The sequence below is a fragment of the Pedobacter puniceum genome, from assembly GCF_009674685.1.
Lineage (GTDB): Bacteria > Bacteroidota > Bacteroidia > Sphingobacteriales > Sphingobacteriaceae > Pseudopedobacter > Pseudopedobacter puniceum.
Genome location: NZ_WKJI01000003.1, coordinates 166,661 through 187,787, shown reverse-complemented (window position 1 = coordinate 187,787; position 21,127 = coordinate 166,661). Strand labels below are relative to the sequence as shown.

The following is a 21,127-nucleotide window of genomic DNA, read 5'->3' as shown; positions in this document are numbered from 1 at the left end:
AATGACAGAACACATATTAGTTTTAGGTTCTAATGGGCAAATAGGTACAGAGTTGGTTACCGCCCTCAGAAAAGCCTATGGTTTTAATAAAGTGGTAGCCTGCGATATCCGCAGACCCGATTATGACATTAAAAATGCTGGTCCGTTTGAGTTTGTAAACGTTTTAGATAAAGAAAACCTAAAAGCTGTATTTACAAAATACAAACCCAAACAGGTGTATTTATTAGCCGCATTACTATCGGCAACTGGCGAGCAAAACCCAAAATTAGCTTGGGATTTAAACATGAATGGCTTACTTAATGTACTTGATTTCTCTATTGAGTATGGTACACAAAAAGTTTATTGGCCAAGTTCTATTGCCGTTTTTGGGCCATCATCACCAAAAAACCAAACACCGCAATTTTGCACTATGGACCCAAATACCGTTTACGGAATTAGTAAACTTGCTGGCGAAAGATGGTGCGAATATTATTTTCAAAAATTTGGTTTAGACGTAAGAAGCATACGCTACCCAGGTATCATCAGCTGGAAAGCCATGCCGGGCGGAGGAACAACAGATTATGCTATCCATATTTTTCATGATGCACTAAAAAAGAAAACTTACCAAAGCTTCCTCTCTGCCGAAACAGATTTACCCATGATGTATATGGATGATGCGATACGCGGCACTATTGAATTAATGGATGCTCCGGCAGAAAATATAAACATCCGGTCAAGCTATAATTTTGATGGTGTAAGCTTTAACCCAGAAGAGTTGGCCTCAGAAATTAGAAAACACATCCCTGAATTTACTTTAACTTATAGCGAAAACGACCCCAGACAAGCCATTGCTAACAGTTGGCCAAAATCTATTGACGATAGCTATGCAGAAAAAGACTGGAATTGGTCGCCAAAATTTGACCTTCAAAAAATAACTAGCGAAATGCTGAGAAATCTGGGAAAGGGTTAAGCATTTTTTTATAGTTTTGGGATTGATTTTAGACTATAGTTAATAGACAATAGTCAATGATAGATAGTTAATAGATTAAAACATCAGACTTCGGTCATCCGACTTCTGACTTTTGTAAAAAAACACAATGGGAAGAGCATTTGAATTCCGTAAAGAAAGAAAATTTAAGCGTTGGGCTAAAATGGCGGTACAATTTACCCGTATAGGTAAAGATATTGTTATTGCCGTTAAAGAAGGCGGACCAAGTCCGGAAACCAACTCGAGATTAAGAACTGCCATACAAAATGCTAAGGCAGTGAATATGCCTAAAGACCGTGTAGACGCAGCTATTAAAAGAGCTTCTGATAAAAGTACTGCCGGTTACGAAGAGATTGTTTATGAAGGTTACGGACCAAATGGCGTTGCCGTTTTGGTTGAAACCGCTACCGATAATACCAACAGAACTGTAGCTAACGTACGTAGCTATTTTAATAAATGTAACGGTGCTTTAGGAAAAACTGGCTCTTTAGATTTCATTTTCAAAAGAGTATCATCTTTTAGATTTGCTCCTGGAGATTTAGACTTAGAAGAACTAGAGTTTGAATTGATTGATGCTGGCTTAGAAGAAATATTTGTTGAAGCCAACGAGGAAGGCGAAGATGAGGTTGTAGTGCATGCCGCTTTCGAAGATTTTGGTAAGATGCAAAAAGCTTTAGAAGAAAAAGGCATAGAAGTTAAGCAAGCCAAATTAGAGCGTATTGCGCTTTCACATACAGAAGTAAATGAAGAGCAAGCTGCTGATATTTTAAAACTATTAGATAAACTGGAAGATGATGATGATGTACAAGCAGTTTATCATAACATGGCAGAATAGTTTTTAAGCTAAAAACATTGTAAAAATGACTTTTGAAGAGTTTTTCTTAAAAAAGAAAATAGACCTTAATAAGCTTAAACAAGCTGATGATGGTTTATACACTCAATTCAAAAGTCATTTTACTTTAATGGGCGAAAAAAGCTTTGACCATACCAAGAAATACTGGTTTAACAAGCTGCGTAAAGATTTTCGCTTATCTGAAGAAGAAGAAAGCAGATTAAAAGCTTTATACCAAAAACCACTTGAAACGGCTGTAAAAGAAGAAAAAACTACCGAAACGGAAGCTGTAATAGCTAAACCTGCTGGCTTTAAACCTAAATTTAAAGCTGCTACCGTAGCACCAAAAGAAACTGAAGAAAATACTTCATCAAACCCAAGTACAGAAGAAACAACCATAGCCAAACCCGCTGGCTTTAAACCCCGCTTTAAAGCCGGAGCTACGCCAGTAAAAAGTGAGGAAACAAAAGCAGAACAGCCTATTCCAACTCCTGAAACAGCAGAAAGTAAATCCACTACTCCAGTTGGTTTTAAGCCGAGATTTAAGGCTGGTGCTACAACTATAAAAACAGAGGAAACAAAGACAGAGGAACCTATTTCAGCTACCAAAACTGAAGAAAGCAAACCCGCTGTTGGTTTTAAACCTAGATTTAAGGCTACCCAAACCCCTATTCAACAAGAAGAAATAAAGGAAGAGCCTATTAACCTAGAATCAGAAAAAGCTACTGAAACACTAGCTCAAGAAGATAAACCTTTAGGATTTAAACCTAGATTTAAGGCTAAGACTACCACAATTAAACAAGAAGGTGTTAATGCTGAAGAAAATATAGTAGCTGATTCGCAAGAAGAAATAAAGGAAGAGCATACTTCTACAGCGAAACCTTTAGGCTTTAAACCTAGATTTAAACAGAATAAGTAGAAACTATTGTTTTAATCCTTTCTTTAGAAAAATCAGTATTAGTTTTTAAAATACTGCTTCAATACCTTAATCCAGATATCATATCCTTTTTGGTTCATGTGTAAATTATCTTGGATAAAAATATCTTGTTGTACCTTACCATTTTCAGCTAACATGGCTTGGTAAACATCAATAAAATCTGTTGAGGGTTGCGAGCTTAAAAAAGATTTAATTTTAGCGTTAGCATCCTGAAAAGCAGCATCAAATTTTTCTCTACTAATACTGGGTTTAATAGAAATATAAGAAATTCTAGTTTCAGGAAGTTGCTTTCTAATCAAATTAAACAAGATTTTAAACCTGTCTACCGTAACATCAACACTTGTTCCGCCGGCAATATCATTTTCTCCACTATAAATGAAAATATGCTTTGGCTGATAAGGAAAAATAATATCATCGGCATAATAAATAGCATCAGCTAAATTTGAGCCTCCAAATCCACGATTGATAGCTCCATAAGCTTTAAAGACATTTTCTAAATCTTTCCATAATCTTAAGGAAGAACTTCCTACAAAGAGTACAGCATTTTTTTGAGGAAAACGAAGCGAGTCTTGCTTTTTGTACTGAGCTATCTCTTTATAAAAGGGAGCTTTAGCAGGCTGAGCTTGTATAATAACTCCCGAAAATAAGAAAGCAACAACTAAAAAGAACTTTAAAAAATGTTTCATCAGTATTATTTTTTATGCGAAAACAACCAAGGTAAAACTTCTGGCTCTTTGAAAGCAGGATCCCAACTGTTATGGTTGGCATCCGGGTAAACCGTATACTTCGGTTTTGCACCTAAACGTTTCAATTCCTCATGTATCAACAACGAAAATTCTGGTATCACAACATCATCTTTTGCCCCATGAAAAATCCATAAATTAACCTTATGAGCATATTTTCTTACATTTTTAACATGGTCTCCGCCACAAATAGCAAAAGCTGCTGCAAATGTATTGGGCTGCCTACGTAACATTTCATAAGTTCCCATCCCACCCATAGATAAGCCTCCTACATAAAATCTATCCTCATCTAAATAAGCTAATTTTTTAAGTTCTTTTAAATAAGCCAACAGCAAAGACATGGCTTTAGTAGGTTTACCTCCTTGCTGAAAATTAAAATGCCTTTTGCCCTTTTCTTTATCTGTAACAATGTTCACATTTGCCCAATAGCTATCTTTAGAACATTGCGGAAAAACCACAATAGCAGGAAATTCATCCTGCTTTTCTAAAAATAATTTAGAGCCATGTATCAGCTGACTTTTATTATTATTTCCGCTCTCGCCACGACCATGTAAAAACAGTACGAGTGGATATTTTTTTGTAGCATCAAAATTTTTAGGATACAAAACCCTTACTGGCAAAGTATCTCCTTTGTAGATAAAAGTTTCATCATTAAACTTAGAAATATCCTGAGCTTTCATTTCAAAACTCAGGATAACTAATAATAATATGCTGCTTAAAATTCTCATTTTTCTAATTTAAAATCGGCAGATTTCACATTTGTAGAACTATTTCCAACAAAAACTTTAAAATCACCAGGTTCTGCTACAAAATCTAAATTACTATTATAAAACATCAAGTCTTCCTCGCTTAAAGTAAAAGTAAGATTTTTAGTTTCGCCAGCTTTTAAATACACTTTTTGGAACCCCTTGAGTTCTTTAACTGGTCTGGTTATAGAGCCTACCAAATCTCTAATATATAATTGTACAACTTCTGCGCCATCTACTTTACCCGTATTTTTTACGCTTACGCTGATGTTGATTTGCTCGCCAGAACGCAAGGTAGTTTTATCTAATACAGGTGCTTGAATATCAAAAGTTGTATAGCTTAAACCATACCCGAAAGGATAAAGTGGCTCGTTACTCACATCTAGATAATTTGATTTAAACTTTGTAAACCATTTACCTTCTGCTAACGGTCGGCCTGTATTTTTATGATTATAATACATAGGAATTTGCCCAATATTTTGAGGGAAAGTAGCGGTTAATTTTCCTGATGGATTAACATCGCCAAATAAAACATCGGCGATAGCCAAACCTGTTTCTGTGCCACCAAACCAAGTATTTAAGATAGCCGGAACGTTCTTTTCTTCCCAACTTAAATCTAAAGGCCTGCCTGTAAACAACACTAAAACCACAGGTTTACCTGTTTTAACCAATTCTTCTAAAAGCTCTCTTTGTATTTTTGGGATTTGGATATCTGTTCTGCTAGAACTTTCGCCACTCATTTCAGAGCTTTCACCTAAAGCGGCAACAATAACATCGGCTTTTTTAGCAATAGCGATGGCTTCTTGTAAAACCTGCTCTTTGGGGCGATTGTCTCTAGGAATTTCTCTTCCAAACATGGTTGCTCTAGCTTGATAGGCTGCATCTTCAATTAAATTAGAACCTAAAGCATGGAGAATTTTCACTTGCGGACCAGCAACTTGCTGTAAACCGTCTTTTACAGAAACAGCTTTAGCTAAATCTGTTGAAACGCTCCAAGTGCCTGGCATATTCACCCGGCTATCTGCCAAAGGACCAATTAAAGCAATAGTTCCTGTTCTTTTTAAAGGTAATACAGCATTTGTATGCCCAGCAGTAGGTGCATTTTTTAACAACACAAAACTTTTAGCAGCAACTTCACGAGCAAATTTCCTGTTTTCTGGAGTAAAAATGGTTGTTTTAGCTCTTTCCTCGTTACAATAACGGTAAGGGTCTTCAAACAAACCTAATTTATATTTAGCTTCTAAAATCAATCTGCAAGCTCTGTTGATATCAGCTTCAGAAACTTTACCTTCATCTAAAGATTTTTTTAAAGTTGTTAAGAAACCTTCGCCCACCATATCCATATCTACACCCGCTTTTACCGCTTTGGCTGATACTTCTTGTAAGTTACCTATGCCATGGTCTATCATTTCATTGATAGCGGTATAATCAGTTACTACTAAGCCATCAAATTTCCAATCTTTACGTAATAAATCGGTTAACAACCATTGGTTTGCCGATGCTGGCACACCATCAATCTCGTTAAAAGATGTCATCACACTTCCTGCTCCTGCTTCTATAGCAGCTTTATAAGGAGGCATAAATTCGTTATACATCCTCACTTTGCTCATATCAACGGTGTTATAATCTCTTCCGGCTTCGCCAGCTCCGTAAAGGGCAAAATGTTTTACGCAAGCCATTAAGGTATTGTATTTAGCTAAATCATCTCCTTGGTAACCTTTAACCATAGCCTTAGCTATTTCTGCACCTAGAAAAGGGTCTTCACCATTACCTTCAGAAACGCGGCCCCAACGTGGGTCTCTAGAAATATCTACCATTGGCGAAAAAGTCCAATTGATACCATCTGCGGAAGCTTCTTCTGCTGCTATACGAGCTGTTTTTTCTATCAAAGGCATATCCCAAGTGGCAGATAAACCTAATGGAATAGGGAAAGTTGTTTTATAACCATGTATCACATCTAACCCAAAAATTAAGGGAATTTTTAGACGAGTGTTGTTAACCGCAAGTTCTTGAACTTTTCTAATTCTGGCTGGCGTAGTTAAGCTAAAAAAGCCTCCCACTTCACCACGTTTTACTTTATTTTCTAAATCAGAATTCCCGGTAGTACCTGTAATGGCTTCGCCACCTGTTAATAAATTTAACTGACCAATTTTTTCTTCAATGGTCATTTTAGACATTAAATCACTGATAAAGACATCCATTTTATTTTGTGGACGGCTTTGTATATTTTTTTGTTGTGCGCATGCTGTTAATATGGCAATACAACATCCGGTAAAGGCTAATAAAATAAAAAACTTGTTCTTCATGGTAATTAATTTGATATATACGGACTTTGGAAACCTAATTTTTTTAAACCGGCTTGCACCTCGGGGGCTTTCATAAATAAATTCCATAGTAAACCGCTGCGATGATTTTCTAACATCACTACAATTGGACCTTGGTCTATACCTAAATATCTTTTTGGATACCAGTTTGCTGATTCAGAAAAAGCATCGTAAAAACCATATTTGCCCCATACTTTATCGCCTAAATTCTCGTACCAATGGCGCATAGCTTTTAAAGATTCTTCTGGTGTATAAGGAAAAGAAGACAAAGCTGCTGTTGGCGAGATTACGCCTAAATCTCTGTTAATGGTATGGCCGGCATAGCCGTTTACAGAATAACTAGCGGTTAAACCCCAACTATTTTCCCCATAACCTTTAAATCCTTTTGGGTTTGCTACACAATAATCTCTAATAGCTAAAGTGTGATTTCTATTCTGTTGCCAATAATCTGCATATTGGTCTTTTAAACCTTTCGGGTTTAAACCTAGGTAAGAATAATGTGCCCAAAATAATGGTCCTACACTATTTTTCTCTCCTTGATGGTCTAATGTAATTTGATGACCATAAACACTAACATTTGTTTTGATGGCTCCGTTTCTTGCCCATCCTTCGTGGTAAACTTCTGCCGGGATAGGATATGTAGGAGACGATGCTCCAAGCACATACATAATTAAACATTCATTATATCCTTTTACAGGAAAATTCATTTGCCAAGCGTAATTTGGCGACCAATGCCAATACAATACGTTTTGGTTGTTTCTGTAAAAGTTAAAATCTATTTCTTTCCAAAGCTGGTCTGCCTTAGCAGCCAAAGCTTTTTCTTGTGTATTTCCTGATTTAAAATATTCTCTGATACAAATAAGAGATTGTGCTACAAAAGAAGTTTCTACCAAATCGCCACCATCATCTTTTGTAGAAAAAGGTTTGGTTTTACCGGTTTCACCTTCTAACCAATGTGGCCAAGCACCATGAAAACGGTCTGCTTTTTCTAAGAAATTGAGTATTTTTTCTAATCGGGCTGTACCTTCTGCCTTGGTTACATAGCCCCTATCAATGGCACTAATAATAGCCATTAAGCCAAAACCTGTAGCGCCTGTAGCTACTACATTTCTATCATTTTGTGGATAATAATTATCTAAATGGATACGCTCTCTGCCGGCTCCCGAATTTGGTTCTGCACCATCCCAGAAATATTGAAAAGTTTGTTTTTGAACCAAATCTATCAATTGTTCATCACTTAACTTATTTTGATTTTCTAAAGGGGTATTCACGATTTTCTTACCATTGCTACATCCCGAAAGGATAATAACAACAGCGGCTAGGGCAGATAAAAAGGGTTTTAACATGATATCATTTTTACGTCTTCACTTAATCTTCTAGAAGGCAGGATTTATATTTTAAAGAGATTAAAATTTGTCAGGCAGAGCGAAGCTGGATTTTTACCAACTCCGCCCATTATGACAACTAAACCAACCTATTTATTTGTTTGCTTTACCTAAATTATATAAAGCTCTGATGTGTGCATCAGGCAAAGCCCTATTATACACTCTTATTTCATCTATTTGGCCAACCATGTTAGCGAAAGTAGCATCTGTACCAATGGTTTTACCTGGTATAGTATTGTAGTTACCACCAATAATAATTTCTCCTGGCTCATAAGATTTAAATAAGTTATTACCTACACCTCTATTATTAAAGGAACCAACATTTACACCGTCAGCCCACATATTAAATACACCAGTAGTTGTTTCATATTTAAGTACTAGATGTGTCCATTTATCAGCACCAATAGTTGGGGATAAAGTACTATTTAAATTATCCTGAGAACCGCCACCAACTGTAGTAAATCTTGGGTTCATCCTTAAAGTATTGGTAGTAGTAGCAGGAAAACTCTGGGTATTTAACCTAAAATCTAAACTTCCGTTAAAAATTCCGGGTCTTGCAATTTGAAAAATCATGGTTCTTTTAGAACCGTTATTGGTAATTTTAACCCACTGGCTAAGCGTAAAGCTTTTTAATGAATCTGATTTAAATGCATTTATTTGAGTCGCATAATACAAATAACCGCTGTTTAGGCTGATAGCTTTACCTCTTACGCCACCATCAACAAAAGAATCGTTTGCTGTTTGAGTTGGTGCTGTATTGCTTTTTACTTCGTTTTTAGTATCATCAAAAGACCAATAAGCTACCAGGTTCCGAGGGAAAATCTCATCTGAACTTGTATAACCATCAATTTTACCTTCGTAATCTGCCGGATTTACATCTGGCAAATTATTAGGATTACCATCTTTTTCGCAAGAAGATAGCAAACCAAGGCTTATTAATGCACTTAGCATTAATTTTCCTGATATATATGTTTTAAAAAATTTCATATCCTAATAAGATTAATTATAACCTGGATTTTGAGTTAACCTTCCATTACTTAAATCAATTTGAGCTTGTGGTATTGGTAGTAGCTCATGCTTACCAGGGACAAAGCTTTTGCCGACCCCTTGCATAACTGTTGCTACAGTACCCCATCTAACTAAATCAAAGAAACGATCATGCTCCATAGCCAATTCTATTCTTCTTTCTTTTCTTATAGCTTGACGTAACAATTCTTGATCTGTAGTGGTAACATTAGGTAAAATATTTGCGTTTGTACCTCTTGCTCTTGCCCTTACGCTGTTTAAGGCTTGTAGAGCTTTGGTTGTATTTTCTGTACCACCTAATTCGTTAGCTGCTTCTGCATACATCAACACTACATCGGCATAACGCAGTAAGCGTACATTCATCCACCAGCCAGAACGACTATTTATTAAAGCTCTTTTTGCTGGGTTTGTATATACTTTATTATTATAGCGAGGATTTGGTAAACCAGCTTGAGGACGCTCGCCAAAAATAGTTACAGAATCTGGTACGCTATAGAAAATGGTACGTCTTCTTCTAGGGTCACCGGGCTCATAAGCATTAGCTAAGTCTGTACTTGGTACATTAAAGCCCCAACCGAAATTCCAATCGTTTACACCTCTAACACTTTGTACTTGGGTATACTGGGAGCCAAAATCTGTTGGTACTGCAGGCGTTGATGTTGCTTGTACTTCAAAAATAGACTCTTTAGAATTCTCTCCTTCTTCATTGAAGATGGTGGCATAAGGAACCGATAGATTATACTCGCCAGAAGTCATAACAATATTTGCTTCATTCATTGCTTGTGCCCATTTACCTTGTGTTAAGTAAACTTTAGCTAACAAAGCATGTGCTGCCCCAGAATTAATTCTGCCAATAAATTTTCTATCATAAGCAGATGCTGGTGATAAATTATTAGCAGCAAATTGTAAATCTTGTTCTATAAATGCATAAACCTGAGCTGGAGTGCTTTGAGGAATATTTGCTTGTGATACGTTTGTTGAAATTACTGTGTCTATGATAGGTACTCTTCCGTAACATCTTACCAACATAAAGTATGCATAGCCACGTAAAAATCTTGCTTGTGCTTGTGCATCAATTTTTAAAGCTTCTGGAGTGTTAGGGTTAGGATCTTTAGCAACCCTATCTAAAATAAAATTACAGCTATTTACTAATCTATAATGCCCTAACCATAAAGCATTTACTAAACCATTGGTTGGTGTAAGGGTAAAATTATCCATCTGTAAACCATCAGGGCTATCAGCTGGTGTACTTCCTTTATCAGCATCATCACTTCTAAAGCTTGTTGCTGCAATAAATGGAAATACGGTTACATCATAACTTCTTAAGCTTGCATAAGCTCCGTTTATAAATTGGTCATAAGGACCTGCTCCTTCCGGATAAGGATAATTATCCTGATTATATTCGCCTTGGGATATTCTATCCAAAAAATCTTTTTGACAAGAACTCAGGAATAATGCTATCGCTAACAATGCCATAGCACCGTAACTTGTTTTTATGTTTTTAAGCATTTTCATGTCTATTAAATTTAAAATGTTGCATTAATACCAAATGTGTAAATCGCAGGCAATGGGAATAAACCATTATCAGCGCCAGCACCTAGAATAGGTGATAAAGGTGCTTCTGGTGTATATCCCGTAGTTTTGCTCCAAGTTTTTATGTTTTGCCCACTTACATATAGTCTTAAAGATTTCATACCAATTTTAGTCAAGGCCTTGGTATCAACTGTATAGCCTAATTGTACGGTTCTTAATCGGAAGTAATCTCCAAGTTCTAAATAGTAAGAGCTAAACAGTTGATTATTAGCTCTAGTATTATCTAGAATTGGCTCAACATTAGAAGTTCCAGGGCCAGACCATGCGTTAAGCCTATTACTTTCATAATTAACGATAGCAAAACTTGCCATTCTTCTTTGCGTATAAACATAGTTACCAGCTACACCCTGACCTTCAATCATGGCATCAAACTTTTTGTAGCTAAAAGAAAGATTTAATCCGTAATTGAAATTAGGGAAAGGATTACCTAAATTCACACGGTCTGCCGGAGTAATTACACCATCGCCATTGGTATCTGCATAAGAAATATCACCCGGAAGTGAATCTCCAAAAGCTGGCGTTCTATCTAAATCTGCTGTAGATTGGATAATACCAGTTTGGCGATATCCGAAGAAATAACCAATTGGTTCTCCAGAAGTTGTTCTATTAGCTCCACCATTACCTAAAAGCTGGAAATTAAAATTATTACCTATAGACTCTACTTTATTTCGGTTATAACTAAAGTTTGGTGAGAATGAATATTTAAAATCATTTCCAATTTTGTCATTCCAACCTAAAGCCACCTCAATACCTCTGTTGGTTATATCACCTAAATTGGTTCTATAAGGTAGTGTTTGATTTGGTATAGTTACAGAAGTAATAATATCAGTCGTTTTTCTATCATAAAACGCTATATCAGCACTAAATCTGTAATCTAAAGCTTTTAACTCAAGACCCATATCAAATCCTCTTACAACCTCCCATCTTAGACTAGGGTCTGGGATATAAGCTGGTGTAACCGATGGAAAAACATTATCACCAAACACACCCACATCAGTAACATTTAAGCCTGGTAAATATAAATTCTCACCAAAACCATTGGCATTACCTAAAGTACCCCACGCGGCTCTTAATTTTAAAAAATCTATTTTTTCTACCTTAAAGAAATCTTCTTCACTAGCAACCCATCCTAGACCTACGCTACCAAAAGTTCCCCATCTATTTTCAGGAGCAAATTTTGAAATTCCGTCTCTTCTAGCTGATAGATTTACTAGATATTTATTCTTGTAAGCATAGTTTACTCTAGCAAAATAAGATAGTTGAGCAGACTCTGAACCACTTCCTCCTACAGATGCAGCAGGATTAGAGTTATTAATGATATTTAAATACCAAAAGTCTGGACTATCTGGAATATTTAAAGTGGTATCTCTTCTACTTGCTGATAGACCAGTACTACCAGTATAGAGAGAACTAAAACCCGCAAGTGCTGTTACTTTATGATTTTCATTAATGGTTTTATCAAAAGTAAGAGTATGGTCTTGTTGGTATCTACGGAACTCGTTTTGACTTTGCCCTACAGAAGTTCTAACATTATTATCAACAGTTCTGGTAGTAGGTGCTGTACCTTCTCCTAGGTTAATAAAAGTATAAGGTAAGCGAGAATAATTTCTAGAACCATTAAAAGCTAAATCACTATAAAAAGCAGAGCGCCATTTAAAGTTCTTTAAGAAGGTTACTTCTCCAAAAATATTACCTACTACACGATAGCCTTTGTTAATCTCGGTTCCATCACTTCTATTTAATGCTGCAATTGGGTTACCTACTTGGGCTCTTTGGAAAGAAGGCATACTATAATAAGTATTAGCATCTTCTTGCACCGGAACAATTGGCACTGCCCTTAACGCATTATTAAAACTTACATCAGAAGGATCAACAATATAATGAGAACCTACAATATCTCCACCAACTTTAATGTTATCGTTTATTCTAATCTCTTCATTAAAACGCACATTAAAACGTTGGAAATTGGTGTTTCTTAAAACACCTTCTTGATTGTTATAGCCAATACTTAATAAAGTAGTTGTTTTTTCGCCACTGTTTGAAATACTTAGGTTATGATTTTGCATTGCAGCAGTTTTAAAAATTAAGTCTTGCCAATCTGTATTAGCAGTATAATTTGTAAAATCAAAAGGTGCTGCATTTAAATTTGCCAATTGCGCAGTGTACAATCTTCTAAAACCCTCTGCATCAACCACATCAATTTTATCAGGTACAGATTGTATACCTGCTGAGCTTTGTAAAGAAACTCTTGTTTGCCCCTTAGCAGCTCTTTTAGTAGTAACAACAATGACACCATTACCACCTTGAACCCCAAAAATAGCAGTTGATGAAGGATCTTTTAATACTTCAATACTTTCAATATCTCCTTGGTTTACATAATCTATATTGGTTTGGATAACACCATCAACTACATAAATTGGATTGGAAGCGTTAGTACTATTTACCCCCCTAATTCTTACAGTTGGTGCAGCACCCGGTACACCACTATTTACAATAGTTAAACCAGCAACTTTACCTTGTAAAGAAGATAATGGGTTAACGTTAGGAGACTTTTCTATATCTTCTCCTTTAATAGAAGTTATAGAACCTGTTAAGTCTCTTTTTCTTTGTGTACCATAACCAATTACCACTACTTGTTCAAGACTTTGAGAAGACTCGGCCAGTGTAGCATTGATAGTAGTACGGTTATTAATAGCAATTTCCTGAGTTGAGTAACCCAGATAAGTAAATACTAAGGTTCCATTAGGTGGGACACTTATAGTGTAGTTCCCTAGAGCGTTTGTCTGTGTAGCAATGTTAGAGCCTTTTAACAATACTGCAACCCCTATCAGTGGTTCGCCTTGAGCATCAGAAACCTTACCTGTTACACTAAGGTTCTGTCCAAAAGCAAATAAACTGAGCGAGAAAAGACATAGAAATAGTAAAATCTTTCTTTCCATAATTTAGCTAATTGTGATAAGTATTAATTGGTTTTTTGGTAACACAAACTTCAAGCTATTTCTTGGAATGCAAAAGAAAATCAACTCTACATTACTACATCATCTTAAAATAAACATAATTTCATACATCATAAAACCATGCTTATTTAAGTCAAAAACGCATTTTTAATAACACAAAGCTATTTTAAAGACTACATCAACATATAAAACCCTACATCAAAAAAACAGAGTGCTATGTAGTGCTATGAGAGGTAATGATGTAGTATTAAAGCTCCATTAAAAACTCAACTAAATTTTTATCATGCGGAATGTTTAGTTTTTTACGCAGGCGGTATCTCCTAATCTCTACACCTCGTACACTAATATTGAGTAATGACGCCATCTCTTTACTGCTCATATTTAGTCTTAAATAAGCGCAAAGTTTTAAATCGTTAGGTACTAAATCGGGGTGATTATGCTTTAGCTTCTTAAAAAAGTTTTCATGAGTTTCGTTGAAACTGGTTTCAAATAAATTCCAATCTCTTTCATCACTCATACCATCATCAATAACTTTTTGAATTTTTCTTAAGCGTTCTTCTGATAGTTTTTTACCTGCGTCATCTTTAAGATTATACAACTCATCTTTTATTTTCTGCAGCAATTCATTTTTATAAACAATACTCATAGCAGAATTAGTTACTTCTCTGCTTTTGCTTTCCAATTCTGCTTGCAACTTCTCGTTAGTAAGCTTAATCATCCGTTGCTCATTAGCTAATGCTTCACGTTTAAGATGCTCTTCTTTTTCTTGCTGTAATTGTTGCTTAATACGTTCTTGATGTTTAACAAGCTTTTTAAAATACCACTTTCTTACCAAGTACACTCCAATAACTAATAAAATCACATAAAAAAAGAATGCTGTAGAAGAAGCATAAAATGGTGGCAAAACCTCAAACTCGAAAACAGTTTCTGGTGTAATTATAGTTTCATTAATTTTTGCCCTTACTTTAAAAGTATAAGTACCGAAACCTAAATTGGTAAAGTCTTTTTGCGATTGATTAGACCACTCAGACCAGTCATCAGAGAAACCTTCTAAATAATATTGATATTGAACATTTGCCTGCCTGTAATAAGGTAAAGCATAATTTATTCTGATACTACTTTCTGAGGCTGGTATTTCTATATTTTTACTGAGCGAGCCACTACCCGTGATTAAAAAGTTAGAGCCTGTAATATTGGTTATTTTTCCTATGACTACTGATGGGATTTTAGGCTGTTGTTCTTTGCTTTCTTGGTTATAAAGCACAAAGCCATCATCAACACTAATGAGGTATAAATTACTATTGATTTTGGAGATATTCTCATAATCCTGCACCATTCTACCATCTAGGATGCTAAACTTATTAGAATCGATTTTAACTTCACCAGCATCTTTAAAGTTAACCAAAGCTACCCTACCATGGTCTATAAACCAATATAAACTAGCGCTAGCTTTTATAACTTTATTTGATTTAGCATAAGATCCTAAGTTTTGATTAAGCTCTTGGTAGCGCTTAAATTTATCTGTTATCTCATCATAAACATAAAATCCTTTTTCTGATGAAAAGATGATACGTCCATCTAAATTGAAGATATTGATACCATAACTAGAGGGCAAACCATCTTTCTCGCTATAGTTTTTAAGCTTGGTAACTCGCTTTAAATCTCCACTTAAATTAATTTTAAATACACCCTTATAAGCCTGGCTTACCCAAATATTACCTTTAATATCTTGTTCTACATATCTAGAAGGCTCACCAAAACCTTCTATTTTATGAGAAAACTGATAAGTGTTAGTAGGGATTTGGTTATAAATCACCAAACCTGTATAAGTTCCTTGTATAAGTTTATCAGCAAGTAAAGGCATTTTCTTTAAAGTCCAACCACCATTTACTGCTGATATTCTGCTGATAGTAGCTCCGCTAACTTTAAAAGTTCCTGAGTTGTGACCGCAATATAATTCACCATTAATAACGGCTAGTTCCCAAACCTGCCCTTGTGAATTAGGAATAAGCTGAAAATTAAATTTCTGCATTTTCCCACTTGCATCCCAATTGCTGTAAAACAAACCTTGATTGGTTCCTAAATAGATTTTTCCGTTGTAAATGATACTAGAATAAACCGTTCCAAAAACGCCTGCTTTATCAAAATAAAAAGATAAAGGCGAGTTTAACTCAATTCTATCAATACCATTATCTAAACCTGCCCAAAGGTTTTGTGCATCATCTAAAAACAAACTTAAAACGGTATTATTCTGCAACCCGCTTGATTTATTGATATGCTGAACAATGTTACCAGCTTTATCTACTACTACTACCCCATCTAAAATAGTCCCAAAAGCATAATACTGTTCTGATATTTTTACGCCATTATTAAGTTGCGCAACTTTTAAAAAATCGCTTGCTGGTACTTTCCAAGGTATTATTTTATTACCATCGTATAAAAACAAACCGCTTTTAGAAGTTCCTATAAGAGAAAAACCATTACCAAAAGGCATTGCAGATAATATGGCACTACCACTTAAAATTTCACTTCCGTTGATAAAACTTAGCTGTTTTCCTTTTAACTCATGTAAACCTCTTTTTAATTCCTCAACAAAGAAGCGCTTACCAGATTGCAACAAAAACAAGTATGGATTGGTAGAGCGCAACACCTCTATTTTACTGTTTTGATAAATTAATATCGCTGCAAAAGATTGAAAAATAACCCGATTACCATCTATATAAATCTTCCAAATCTCATCGTTTAACTTAAAGCTTTTAGGTATTAAATGGGTGATAGAATGATATTTTAAAATTGCTTTTTCGTTGTAAGACCAATAGCCCAACTCCCCAAAAGCACCAGTAAAAATTTTTCCTTTTTTGTCGGCCGCTACAGAACGTACAATAAGTTTATTGGGCAAACGGTGTAATTGCCAAGACCTACCATCAAAAGACAACAATCCCTCAGAATTACCATAGTACATGATGTTTCGTTCATCTATAGTGATGCCCCAGTTTTGGTTACCCGCCTGATAAACTGATTTGGCATAATTTTCTACATAAGGAACACCTATTTTCTGTATCTCAGCAAGTACGGTTGAGACAACAAAAAGATAATATAAAATAAATGCTACAATAGATTTTAGCATGACTATTCTGTTTATATTTAGATTTTAAAATACTTTAACAAGTTGGTCGTTTTGTTCTTAAGAAAATAAACCAAGCCTTTGTTTTAATATTATTGATTATGAAATCTAAATTACTGATATTTTTTACTTTCCTTGTCTTCATAGGTAAACTAAGCATTGCGCAAACTTATACCACCGGAACTTTTAATATCAGATTAGATACCGAAACTGATAAAGAAAACCAATGGAAAAACAGAGCTGCTGTTGTAAGTCAGTTAATTGAGTTTCATGATTTTGATATTTTAGGTACGCAAGAAGGTTTTCATCATCAATTACAAGATATTTTAAAAGCTTTACCCCAATATGCTATTTATGGTAAGGGTAGAGATGATGGTAAACAAGCTGGCGAGCACTCTGCTATCCTTTATAAAAAAGATAAATTTGAACTTTTAGCTCAAGGCGATTTTTGGTTATCAGAAACACCAGAGACACCTTCTTTAGGCTGGGATGCTAAATGTTGTAAGCGTATTTGCTCTTGGGTTTATTTAAAGGATAAAAAAACGAAAAAAAGCTTTTACTTCTTTAATGCTCATTATGATCATCAAGGTGTTACTGCCCGCAAAGAAAGTAGCAAACTTATTTTGGAGAGAATTAAGGCTATTGCAAAAGATAAACCTGTAATTTTTACTGGCGATTTAAATGGAAACCACAGCAGCGACCCTTATTTAATTATTACAGATAGCGATATTTTAAAAGACACTTACAAACAAGTTAAACAGCCTTATGCTCTTAGTAATTCTTTTAATGGTTTTGGCGCTCAATTAAAGGGTAACAGCATCATAGACCACGTTTTTGTTAGCAAGCATTTTAAAACATATAGATGGGGCTTACTTACAGATAGCTATCAGGGTAAATATCCATCAGATCATTTCCCTGTATTGGTAGAAGTTGGGTTTTGAGTAGTTTGTTATGTGGTTTGTTTGTTAGTCTCGATAGATATCGGGAGTTAGTAGTAAGATATATAGACTATAATTAATTGCTTTTTAGAAGTTTATCTACTTGCTATTTTAGCTCTGGTAAATCTCTACACACTATAGTCCAGATTAATTCATCTGATATATTATCATAACTATGAATTATTCTATTTCTGGTCCCAATGATATTCTTCGCATTCTGAAACTGGAGATTAGCATCCATTTTTATGATACGATTAACTGCTTCTCCAATAATTTCTAAATTTCGTTCAACGGCTTTTTTAGTTTTTAAATCTTTCTGATAGGCTTTAAAATCCTTTTGATCTGCAATGAATAGAAATATTTCATCAATACACTGCTGTATGTCCAATAACCAAGTTCTGATTTTAATATCCATAAATCTTAACTTTTGTACTTTCTAGCTCTTGCTTAAAAATGTGATTTTTTATTCCTCTTTCTTCAAGTAAATCAATTTGCTTGGTTAAAATCTCTTCTATCTTCGTTTTTAGATTGAAATATAAGTCAGTATACTTAAATGGGTCTTGTTCATCAAAATCCACAACTAAATCTATATCGGATGATTCATTATAGTCATCTCGAATAACTGAGCCAAAAGCAAAAAGTGATTTTACTTTATTTGCTTTGCAAAGTTCCCTAATCTGCTTTAGTTTAGACTTTTCTATATTCATACTCAAAAGTAAATCTTTAAATTACCATATTCAAACATATCAGCATATACTATCAAATGCTGTACCCTTCATAGCATTTTCTAAATCCCACATTTCAGATTCTTTCCACTTTCCACTCCGTACTTTCCACTCCACAAACCTAAAACCCTATACCAACACCAAGCCCAACAGATTGCAGTTTTACCGTTTCAATAAAATTAAACTGACTTAAATTTTGTTGTAAATACAAAGCTTGTATAAATAATCTCCCTCCCTTTTTGGTGGTGATGATGTAACCTAAACCTGCATCATAAGTAAAACCTTGGTCGTAACCATTAAAAATACGAGGTGAATATCCGGCGGCAGCCTTAACAAAGATATTATTCCCACTATCCTCATTTTTAAATGGGAAAGCATGCGCATCTGCTAAAAAAGAAATGGTATTATAATTACCCCCACCACTTCTATCAATGGTATTAAAACTTGTGGTTGCAATTCCGCCACCTATACCAAAAAAACTATTTTGCTTACCAAAAATAGTTTTTATCCTAAATGCATTGATACCAGAAGTACCCAAAACTTCATTGATAGCTAAAGAATAAGAAACCTCTGTACGGTTAAAAAAGTTAAATCTTTTGCCAGACTGTAACTGGGCCGAAGCCGATACACTTACTAAACTAAAGGCAACCAACATCCATATTTTAATCATTCTCATATGCTTTTTAATTTTCGATTTAATATTAAACAATTTTTCTTAAAGCTTTGCTTTCATAAGTATAAATCCGCTTTTTTACATTATGTTTGCAAACCCAAAGTATCAAAGCTTGTTTAACTCAAGATGCTGAAACTCGACGAAATCAAAAAACCCATAGAAAAGGAAATTGATGCTTTTGAAGAGAAGTTTAAAACTTCCATGCAAAGCTCTGTTCCACTTTTAGACCGCATTACACACTACATTGTAAAGAGGAAGGGTAAGCAAATTCGTCCGATGTTTGTATTCTTTGCTGCCAACGTTTGTGGCGGCATAACCGAGTCTACTTACCGTGGTGCGGCTTTGGTAGAACTGCTACATACAGCCACTTTAGTTCATGATGATGTGGTAGATAATTCCTTTGAAAGAAGAGGGTTTTTCTCTGTTAACGCCCTTTGGAAAAACAAAATTGCTGTTTTAGTTGGCGATTATCTCTTAGCCAAAGGCTTACAACTATCCGTTAACAATCAAGAATTCACCATCCTCAAAATTGTATCAGATGCAGTACAGCAAATGAGCGAGGGAGAACTGCTTCAGGTAGAAAAAGTTCGAAGAATGGATATTAGCGAGGATGTTTACTATGAAGTTATCAGACAAAAAACAGCATCTTTAATAGCCTCTTGTTGTGCAGCGGGTGCGGCATCAGCCGGGGCTAACGAAGAAATCATCAAGCAAATGCATACTTTTGGAGAGAAAATTGGTATAGCTTTTCAAATTAAAGATGATTTATTTGATTTTGGTGTGGACGATGTAGGCAAACCCAAAGGTATAGATATCAAAGAGAAAAAGGTTACGCTTCCGCTGATATATGCCCTAAACAAAGCAGAAAAAGCCAATAAAAAGAAAATCATCAACTTGGTTAAAAACCACAACGATGACCCAGATAAAATCAATACCATCATTAATTTTGTTAGAAATAGTGGTGGTTTGGCTTATGCCGAGCAGCAAATGATGAACTATCAGGAAGAAGCTTTTAAAATTTTAGCTCAATTTCCGGCAAGCGAATCTTTAAAAGGATTAGAAAATTTAGTACGCTTTACAACAGAAAGAAAGAAATAATACATGAGTAACGAAGTTATATTTTTTGGTGCATTTGCCTTATTCATCATTTTGATGTTGGCGCTTGATTTAGGTTTGTTTAATAAAAAAGACCAACCTGTATCATTAAAGCAAGCTGGTATCATGAGCGCTATTTGGGTAAGTTGTGCAATAGGTTTTTATTTCTTTTTAAAGATACAAGGACATATCCTGCATGACATTCAGGATGAAGCCCATTTGATAGAAGTTGTTCAAAAAAATCAACATAATATTGTCTTAAACGGTACTTCCTTTGAAGAAAACCTCATCAAATACAAAAACAATTTATCTCTTGAATTTATAACAGGCTATGTTATAGAGTATGCCCTTTCTGTAGATAATATTTTTGTAATGGTATTGATATTCTCTGCCTTTGGCGTAAAAGAGAAATATTACCATCGCGTATTATTTTGGGGAATTTTAGGTGCTGTTATCATGCGTTTTCTATTCATATTTATTGGCGCAACCCTTATCAGTAAGTTCGGATGGATACTTTATCTTTTTGGAGCATTCTTAATTTACTCGGGCATTATGATGTTTATCAACCGTGAAGGAGACGATGAAATAGACCCCGAAAACCACAAAGTAGTAAAGCTAGCTTCTAAGTTTTTCCCTGTTTATCCAGATTTTGTTGGCAATAAATTCTTCCATAAAGTAGATGGTAAACAATACATTACTCCACTATTTTTAGTGTTATTAATCATAGAGTTTACAGATGTAATTTTCGCAGTAGATTCTATCCCAGCTATATTTGCGGTAACAAAAGACCCATACATTGTATTTTTCTCTAACATATTTGCCATCCTAGGTTTACGTTCTATGTTTTTCTTATTGGTAAATGTGATTCATAAATTCCATTACCTAAAAACAGGCTTAGCCTTTTTATTGATATTTATTGGTATTAAAATGCTTGGGCATCATTACTTAAAAGAATGGGGCTTTACAACAGCGCACTCTTTATACATTATCATTGGTATACTGGTTATTAGTGTTGTTGCCTCTTTAGCATTTCCTAAAAAAGAAAAGACAATTTATTAATGG

General features: G+C 34.9%; 17 protein-coding genes. 6 read left to right on the top strand and 11 right to left on the bottom strand.

The window, feature by feature from the left end:
• Position 1 precedes the first annotated feature (1 nt).
• The 3 genes from GJJ64_RS12155 (at position 2) to GJJ64_RS12145 (ending at position 2,718) form a co-directional block, all read left to right on the top strand.
• Positions 2–949 carry an NAD-dependent epimerase/dehydratase family protein gene (locus GJJ64_RS12155; RefSeq protein WP_154288052.1) on the top strand — a complete coding sequence of 316 codons (948 nt, stop codon included), beginning with the start codon at positions 2–4 and terminating at the stop codon, positions 947–949.
• Positions 950–1,076: 127 nt separating this feature from the next.
• On the top strand, positions 1,077–1,802 hold the full coding sequence (locus GJJ64_RS12150; RefSeq protein WP_154288051.1) for a YebC/PmpR family DNA-binding transcriptional regulator: 726 nt from the start codon (positions 1,077–1,079) through the stop codon (positions 1,800–1,802).
• Positions 1,803–1,827: 25 nt separating this feature from the next.
• Positions 1,828–2,718, top strand: coding sequence for a hypothetical protein (locus tag GJJ64_RS12145; protein ID WP_154288050.1), 891 nt, complete (start codon positions 1,828–1,830; stop codon positions 2,716–2,718).
• 38 nt (positions 2,719–2,756) lie between these two features.
• On the opposite strand, the gene GJJ64_RS12140 is transcribed toward GJJ64_RS12145, so the two are convergent.
• The 8 genes from GJJ64_RS12140 to GJJ64_RS12105 form a co-directional block, all read right to left on the bottom strand.
• Positions 2,757–3,422, bottom strand: a complete 666-nt coding sequence (locus tag GJJ64_RS12140; protein ID WP_154288049.1) for a GDSL-type esterase/lipase family protein — start codon at positions 3,420–3,422, stop codon at positions 2,757–2,759.
• Between the two features lie 5 nt (positions 3,423–3,427).
• Positions 3,428–4,207 carry a carboxylesterase family protein gene (locus tag GJJ64_RS12135; protein WP_154288048.1) on the bottom strand — a complete coding sequence of 260 codons (780 nt, stop codon included), beginning with the start codon at positions 4,205–4,207 and terminating at the stop codon, positions 3,428–3,430.
• The gene (gene bglX / locus GJJ64_RS12130; RefSeq protein WP_154288047.1) at positions 4,204–6,531 is read right to left on the bottom strand and encodes a beta-glucosidase BglX; all 2,328 of its coding nucleotides are present in this window, start codon (positions 6,529–6,531) and stop codon (positions 4,204–4,206) included. The genes GJJ64_RS12135 and bglX overlap by 4 nt, the downstream gene beginning before the upstream one ends.
• 5 nt (positions 6,532–6,536) lie before the next feature.
• Positions 6,537–7,895 carry a glucoamylase family protein gene (locus GJJ64_RS12125; protein ID WP_154288046.1) on the bottom strand — a complete coding sequence of 453 codons (1,359 nt, stop codon included), beginning with the start codon at positions 7,893–7,895 and terminating at the stop codon, positions 6,537–6,539.
• 132 nt (positions 7,896–8,027) lie between these two features.
• Entirely contained in the window at positions 8,028–8,921 is an 894-nt protein-coding gene (locus GJJ64_RS12120; protein WP_154288045.1) for a LamG domain-containing protein, read from the bottom strand.
• A 12-nt stretch (positions 8,922–8,933) separates the two neighbouring features.
• The gene (locus tag GJJ64_RS12115; RefSeq protein WP_154288044.1) at positions 8,934–10,469 is read right to left on the bottom strand and encodes a RagB/SusD family nutrient uptake outer membrane protein; all 1,536 of its coding nucleotides are present in this window, start codon (positions 10,467–10,469) and stop codon (positions 8,934–8,936) included.
• Positions 10,470–10,486: 17 nt separating this feature from the next.
• Positions 10,487–13,492: a SusC/RagA family TonB-linked outer membrane protein gene (locus GJJ64_RS12110; protein WP_154288043.1), complete on the bottom strand. Its 3,006-nt coding sequence runs from the start codon at positions 13,490–13,492 to the stop codon at positions 10,487–10,489.
• Between the two features lie 265 nt (positions 13,493–13,757).
• Positions 13,758–16,637 carry a triple tyrosine motif-containing protein gene (locus GJJ64_RS12105; protein ID WP_154288042.1) on the bottom strand — a complete coding sequence of 960 codons (2,880 nt, stop codon included), beginning with the start codon at positions 16,635–16,637 and terminating at the stop codon, positions 13,758–13,760.
• 98 nt (positions 16,638–16,735) lie between these two features.
• Here GJJ64_RS12105 and GJJ64_RS12100 point away from each other — a divergent pair, with 98 nt between their 5' ends.
• Positions 16,736–17,575 (top strand): endonuclease/exonuclease/phosphatase family protein, encoded by an 840-nt coding sequence (locus tag GJJ64_RS12100; RefSeq protein WP_154288041.1) that lies wholly within the window; start codon positions 16,736–16,738, stop codon positions 17,573–17,575.
• A 103-nt stretch (positions 17,576–17,678) separates the two neighbouring features.
• Here the strand turns inward: GJJ64_RS12100 and GJJ64_RS12095 are convergent, their stop codons facing one another.
• The 3 genes from GJJ64_RS12095 to GJJ64_RS12085 form a co-directional block, all read right to left on the bottom strand.
• Entirely contained in the window at positions 17,679–17,987 is a 309-nt protein-coding gene (locus GJJ64_RS12095; RefSeq protein WP_154288040.1) for a HepT-like ribonuclease domain-containing protein, read from the bottom strand.
• Positions 17,977–18,279, bottom strand: coding sequence for a nucleotidyltransferase family protein (locus GJJ64_RS12090; protein ID WP_154288039.1), 303 nt, complete (start codon positions 18,277–18,279; stop codon positions 17,977–17,979). Before GJJ64_RS12090 ends, GJJ64_RS12095 begins: the two co-directional genes overlap by 11 nt.
• Positions 18,280–18,418: 139 nt before the next feature.
• On the bottom strand, positions 18,419–18,967 hold the full coding sequence (locus GJJ64_RS12085) for a hypothetical protein (protein WP_154288038.1): 549 nt from the start codon (positions 18,965–18,967) through the stop codon (positions 18,419–18,421).
• A 129-nt stretch (positions 18,968–19,096) separates the two neighbouring features.
• On the opposite strand from GJJ64_RS12085, the gene GJJ64_RS12080 reads away from it, so the two are divergent.
• Both GJJ64_RS12080 and GJJ64_RS12075 read left to right on the top strand, forming a co-directional pair.
• Positions 19,097–20,068 carry a polyprenyl synthetase family protein gene (locus GJJ64_RS12080; RefSeq protein ID WP_154288037.1) on the top strand — a complete coding sequence of 324 codons (972 nt, stop codon included), beginning with the start codon at positions 19,097–19,099 and terminating at the stop codon, positions 20,066–20,068.
• Between the two features lie 3 nt (positions 20,069–20,071).
• Positions 20,072–21,124, top strand: a complete 1,053-nt coding sequence (locus tag GJJ64_RS12075; RefSeq protein ID WP_154288036.1) for a TerC family protein — start codon at positions 20,072–20,074, stop codon at positions 21,122–21,124.
• The last annotated feature ends 3 nt before the right edge of the window (positions 21,125–21,127 follow it).

Excerpts from the sequence above, each read along its gene's own strand:
- GJJ64_RS12095 (WP_154288040.1), bottom strand. The coding sequence starts at position 17,987 with ATGGATATTAAAATCAGAACTTGGTTATTGGACATACAGCAGTGTATT.
- GJJ64_RS12090 (WP_154288039.1), bottom strand. The coding sequence starts at position 18,279 with ATGAATATAGAAAAGTCTAAACTAAAGCAGATTAGGGAACTTTGCAAA.
- GJJ64_RS12145 (WP_154288050.1), top strand. The coding sequence starts at position 1,828 with ATGACTTTTGAAGAGTTTTTCTTAAAAAAGAAAATAGACCTTAATAAG.
- GJJ64_RS12110 (WP_154288043.1), bottom strand. The coding sequence starts at position 13,492 with ATGGAAAGAAAGATTTTACTATTTCTATGTCTTTTCTCGCTCAGTTTA.
- GJJ64_RS12125 (WP_154288046.1), bottom strand. The coding sequence starts at position 7,895 with ATGTTAAAACCCTTTTTATCTGCCCTAGCCGCTGTTGTTATTATCCTT.
- GJJ64_RS12155 (WP_154288052.1), top strand. The coding sequence starts at position 2 with ATGACAGAACACATATTAGTTTTAGGTTCTAATGGGCAAATAGGTACA.
- GJJ64_RS12075 (WP_154288036.1), top strand. The coding sequence starts at position 20,072 with ATGAGTAACGAAGTTATATTTTTTGGTGCATTTGCCTTATTCATCATT.
- GJJ64_RS12100 (WP_154288041.1), top strand. The coding sequence starts at position 16,736 with ATGAAATCTAAATTACTGATATTTTTTACTTTCCTTGTCTTCATAGGT.
- GJJ64_RS12150 (WP_154288051.1), top strand. The coding sequence starts at position 1,077 with ATGGGAAGAGCATTTGAATTCCGTAAAGAAAGAAAATTTAAGCGTTGG.
- GJJ64_RS12135 (WP_154288048.1), bottom strand. The coding sequence starts at position 4,207 with ATGAGAATTTTAAGCAGCATATTATTATTAGTTATCCTGAGTTTTGAA.
- GJJ64_RS12105 (WP_154288042.1), bottom strand. The coding sequence starts at position 16,637 with ATGCTAAAATCTATTGTAGCATTTATTTTATATTATCTTTTTGTTGTC.
- GJJ64_RS12085 (WP_154288038.1), bottom strand. The coding sequence starts at position 18,967 with ATGATTAAAATATGGATGTTGGTTGCCTTTAGTTTAGTAAGTGTATCG.
- bglX (WP_154288047.1), bottom strand. The coding sequence starts at position 6,531 with ATGAAGAACAAGTTTTTTATTTTATTAGCCTTTACCGGATGTTGTATT.
- GJJ64_RS12120 (WP_154288045.1), bottom strand. The coding sequence starts at position 8,921 with ATGAAATTTTTTAAAACATATATATCAGGAAAATTAATGCTAAGTGCA.
- GJJ64_RS12115 (WP_154288044.1), bottom strand. The coding sequence starts at position 10,469 with ATGCTTAAAAACATAAAAACAAGTTACGGTGCTATGGCATTGTTAGCG.
- GJJ64_RS12140 (WP_154288049.1), bottom strand. The coding sequence starts at position 3,422 with ATGAAACATTTTTTAAAGTTCTTTTTAGTTGTTGCTTTCTTATTTTCG.
- GJJ64_RS12080 (WP_154288037.1), top strand. The coding sequence starts at position 19,097 with ATGCTGAAACTCGACGAAATCAAAAAACCCATAGAAAAGGAAATTGAT.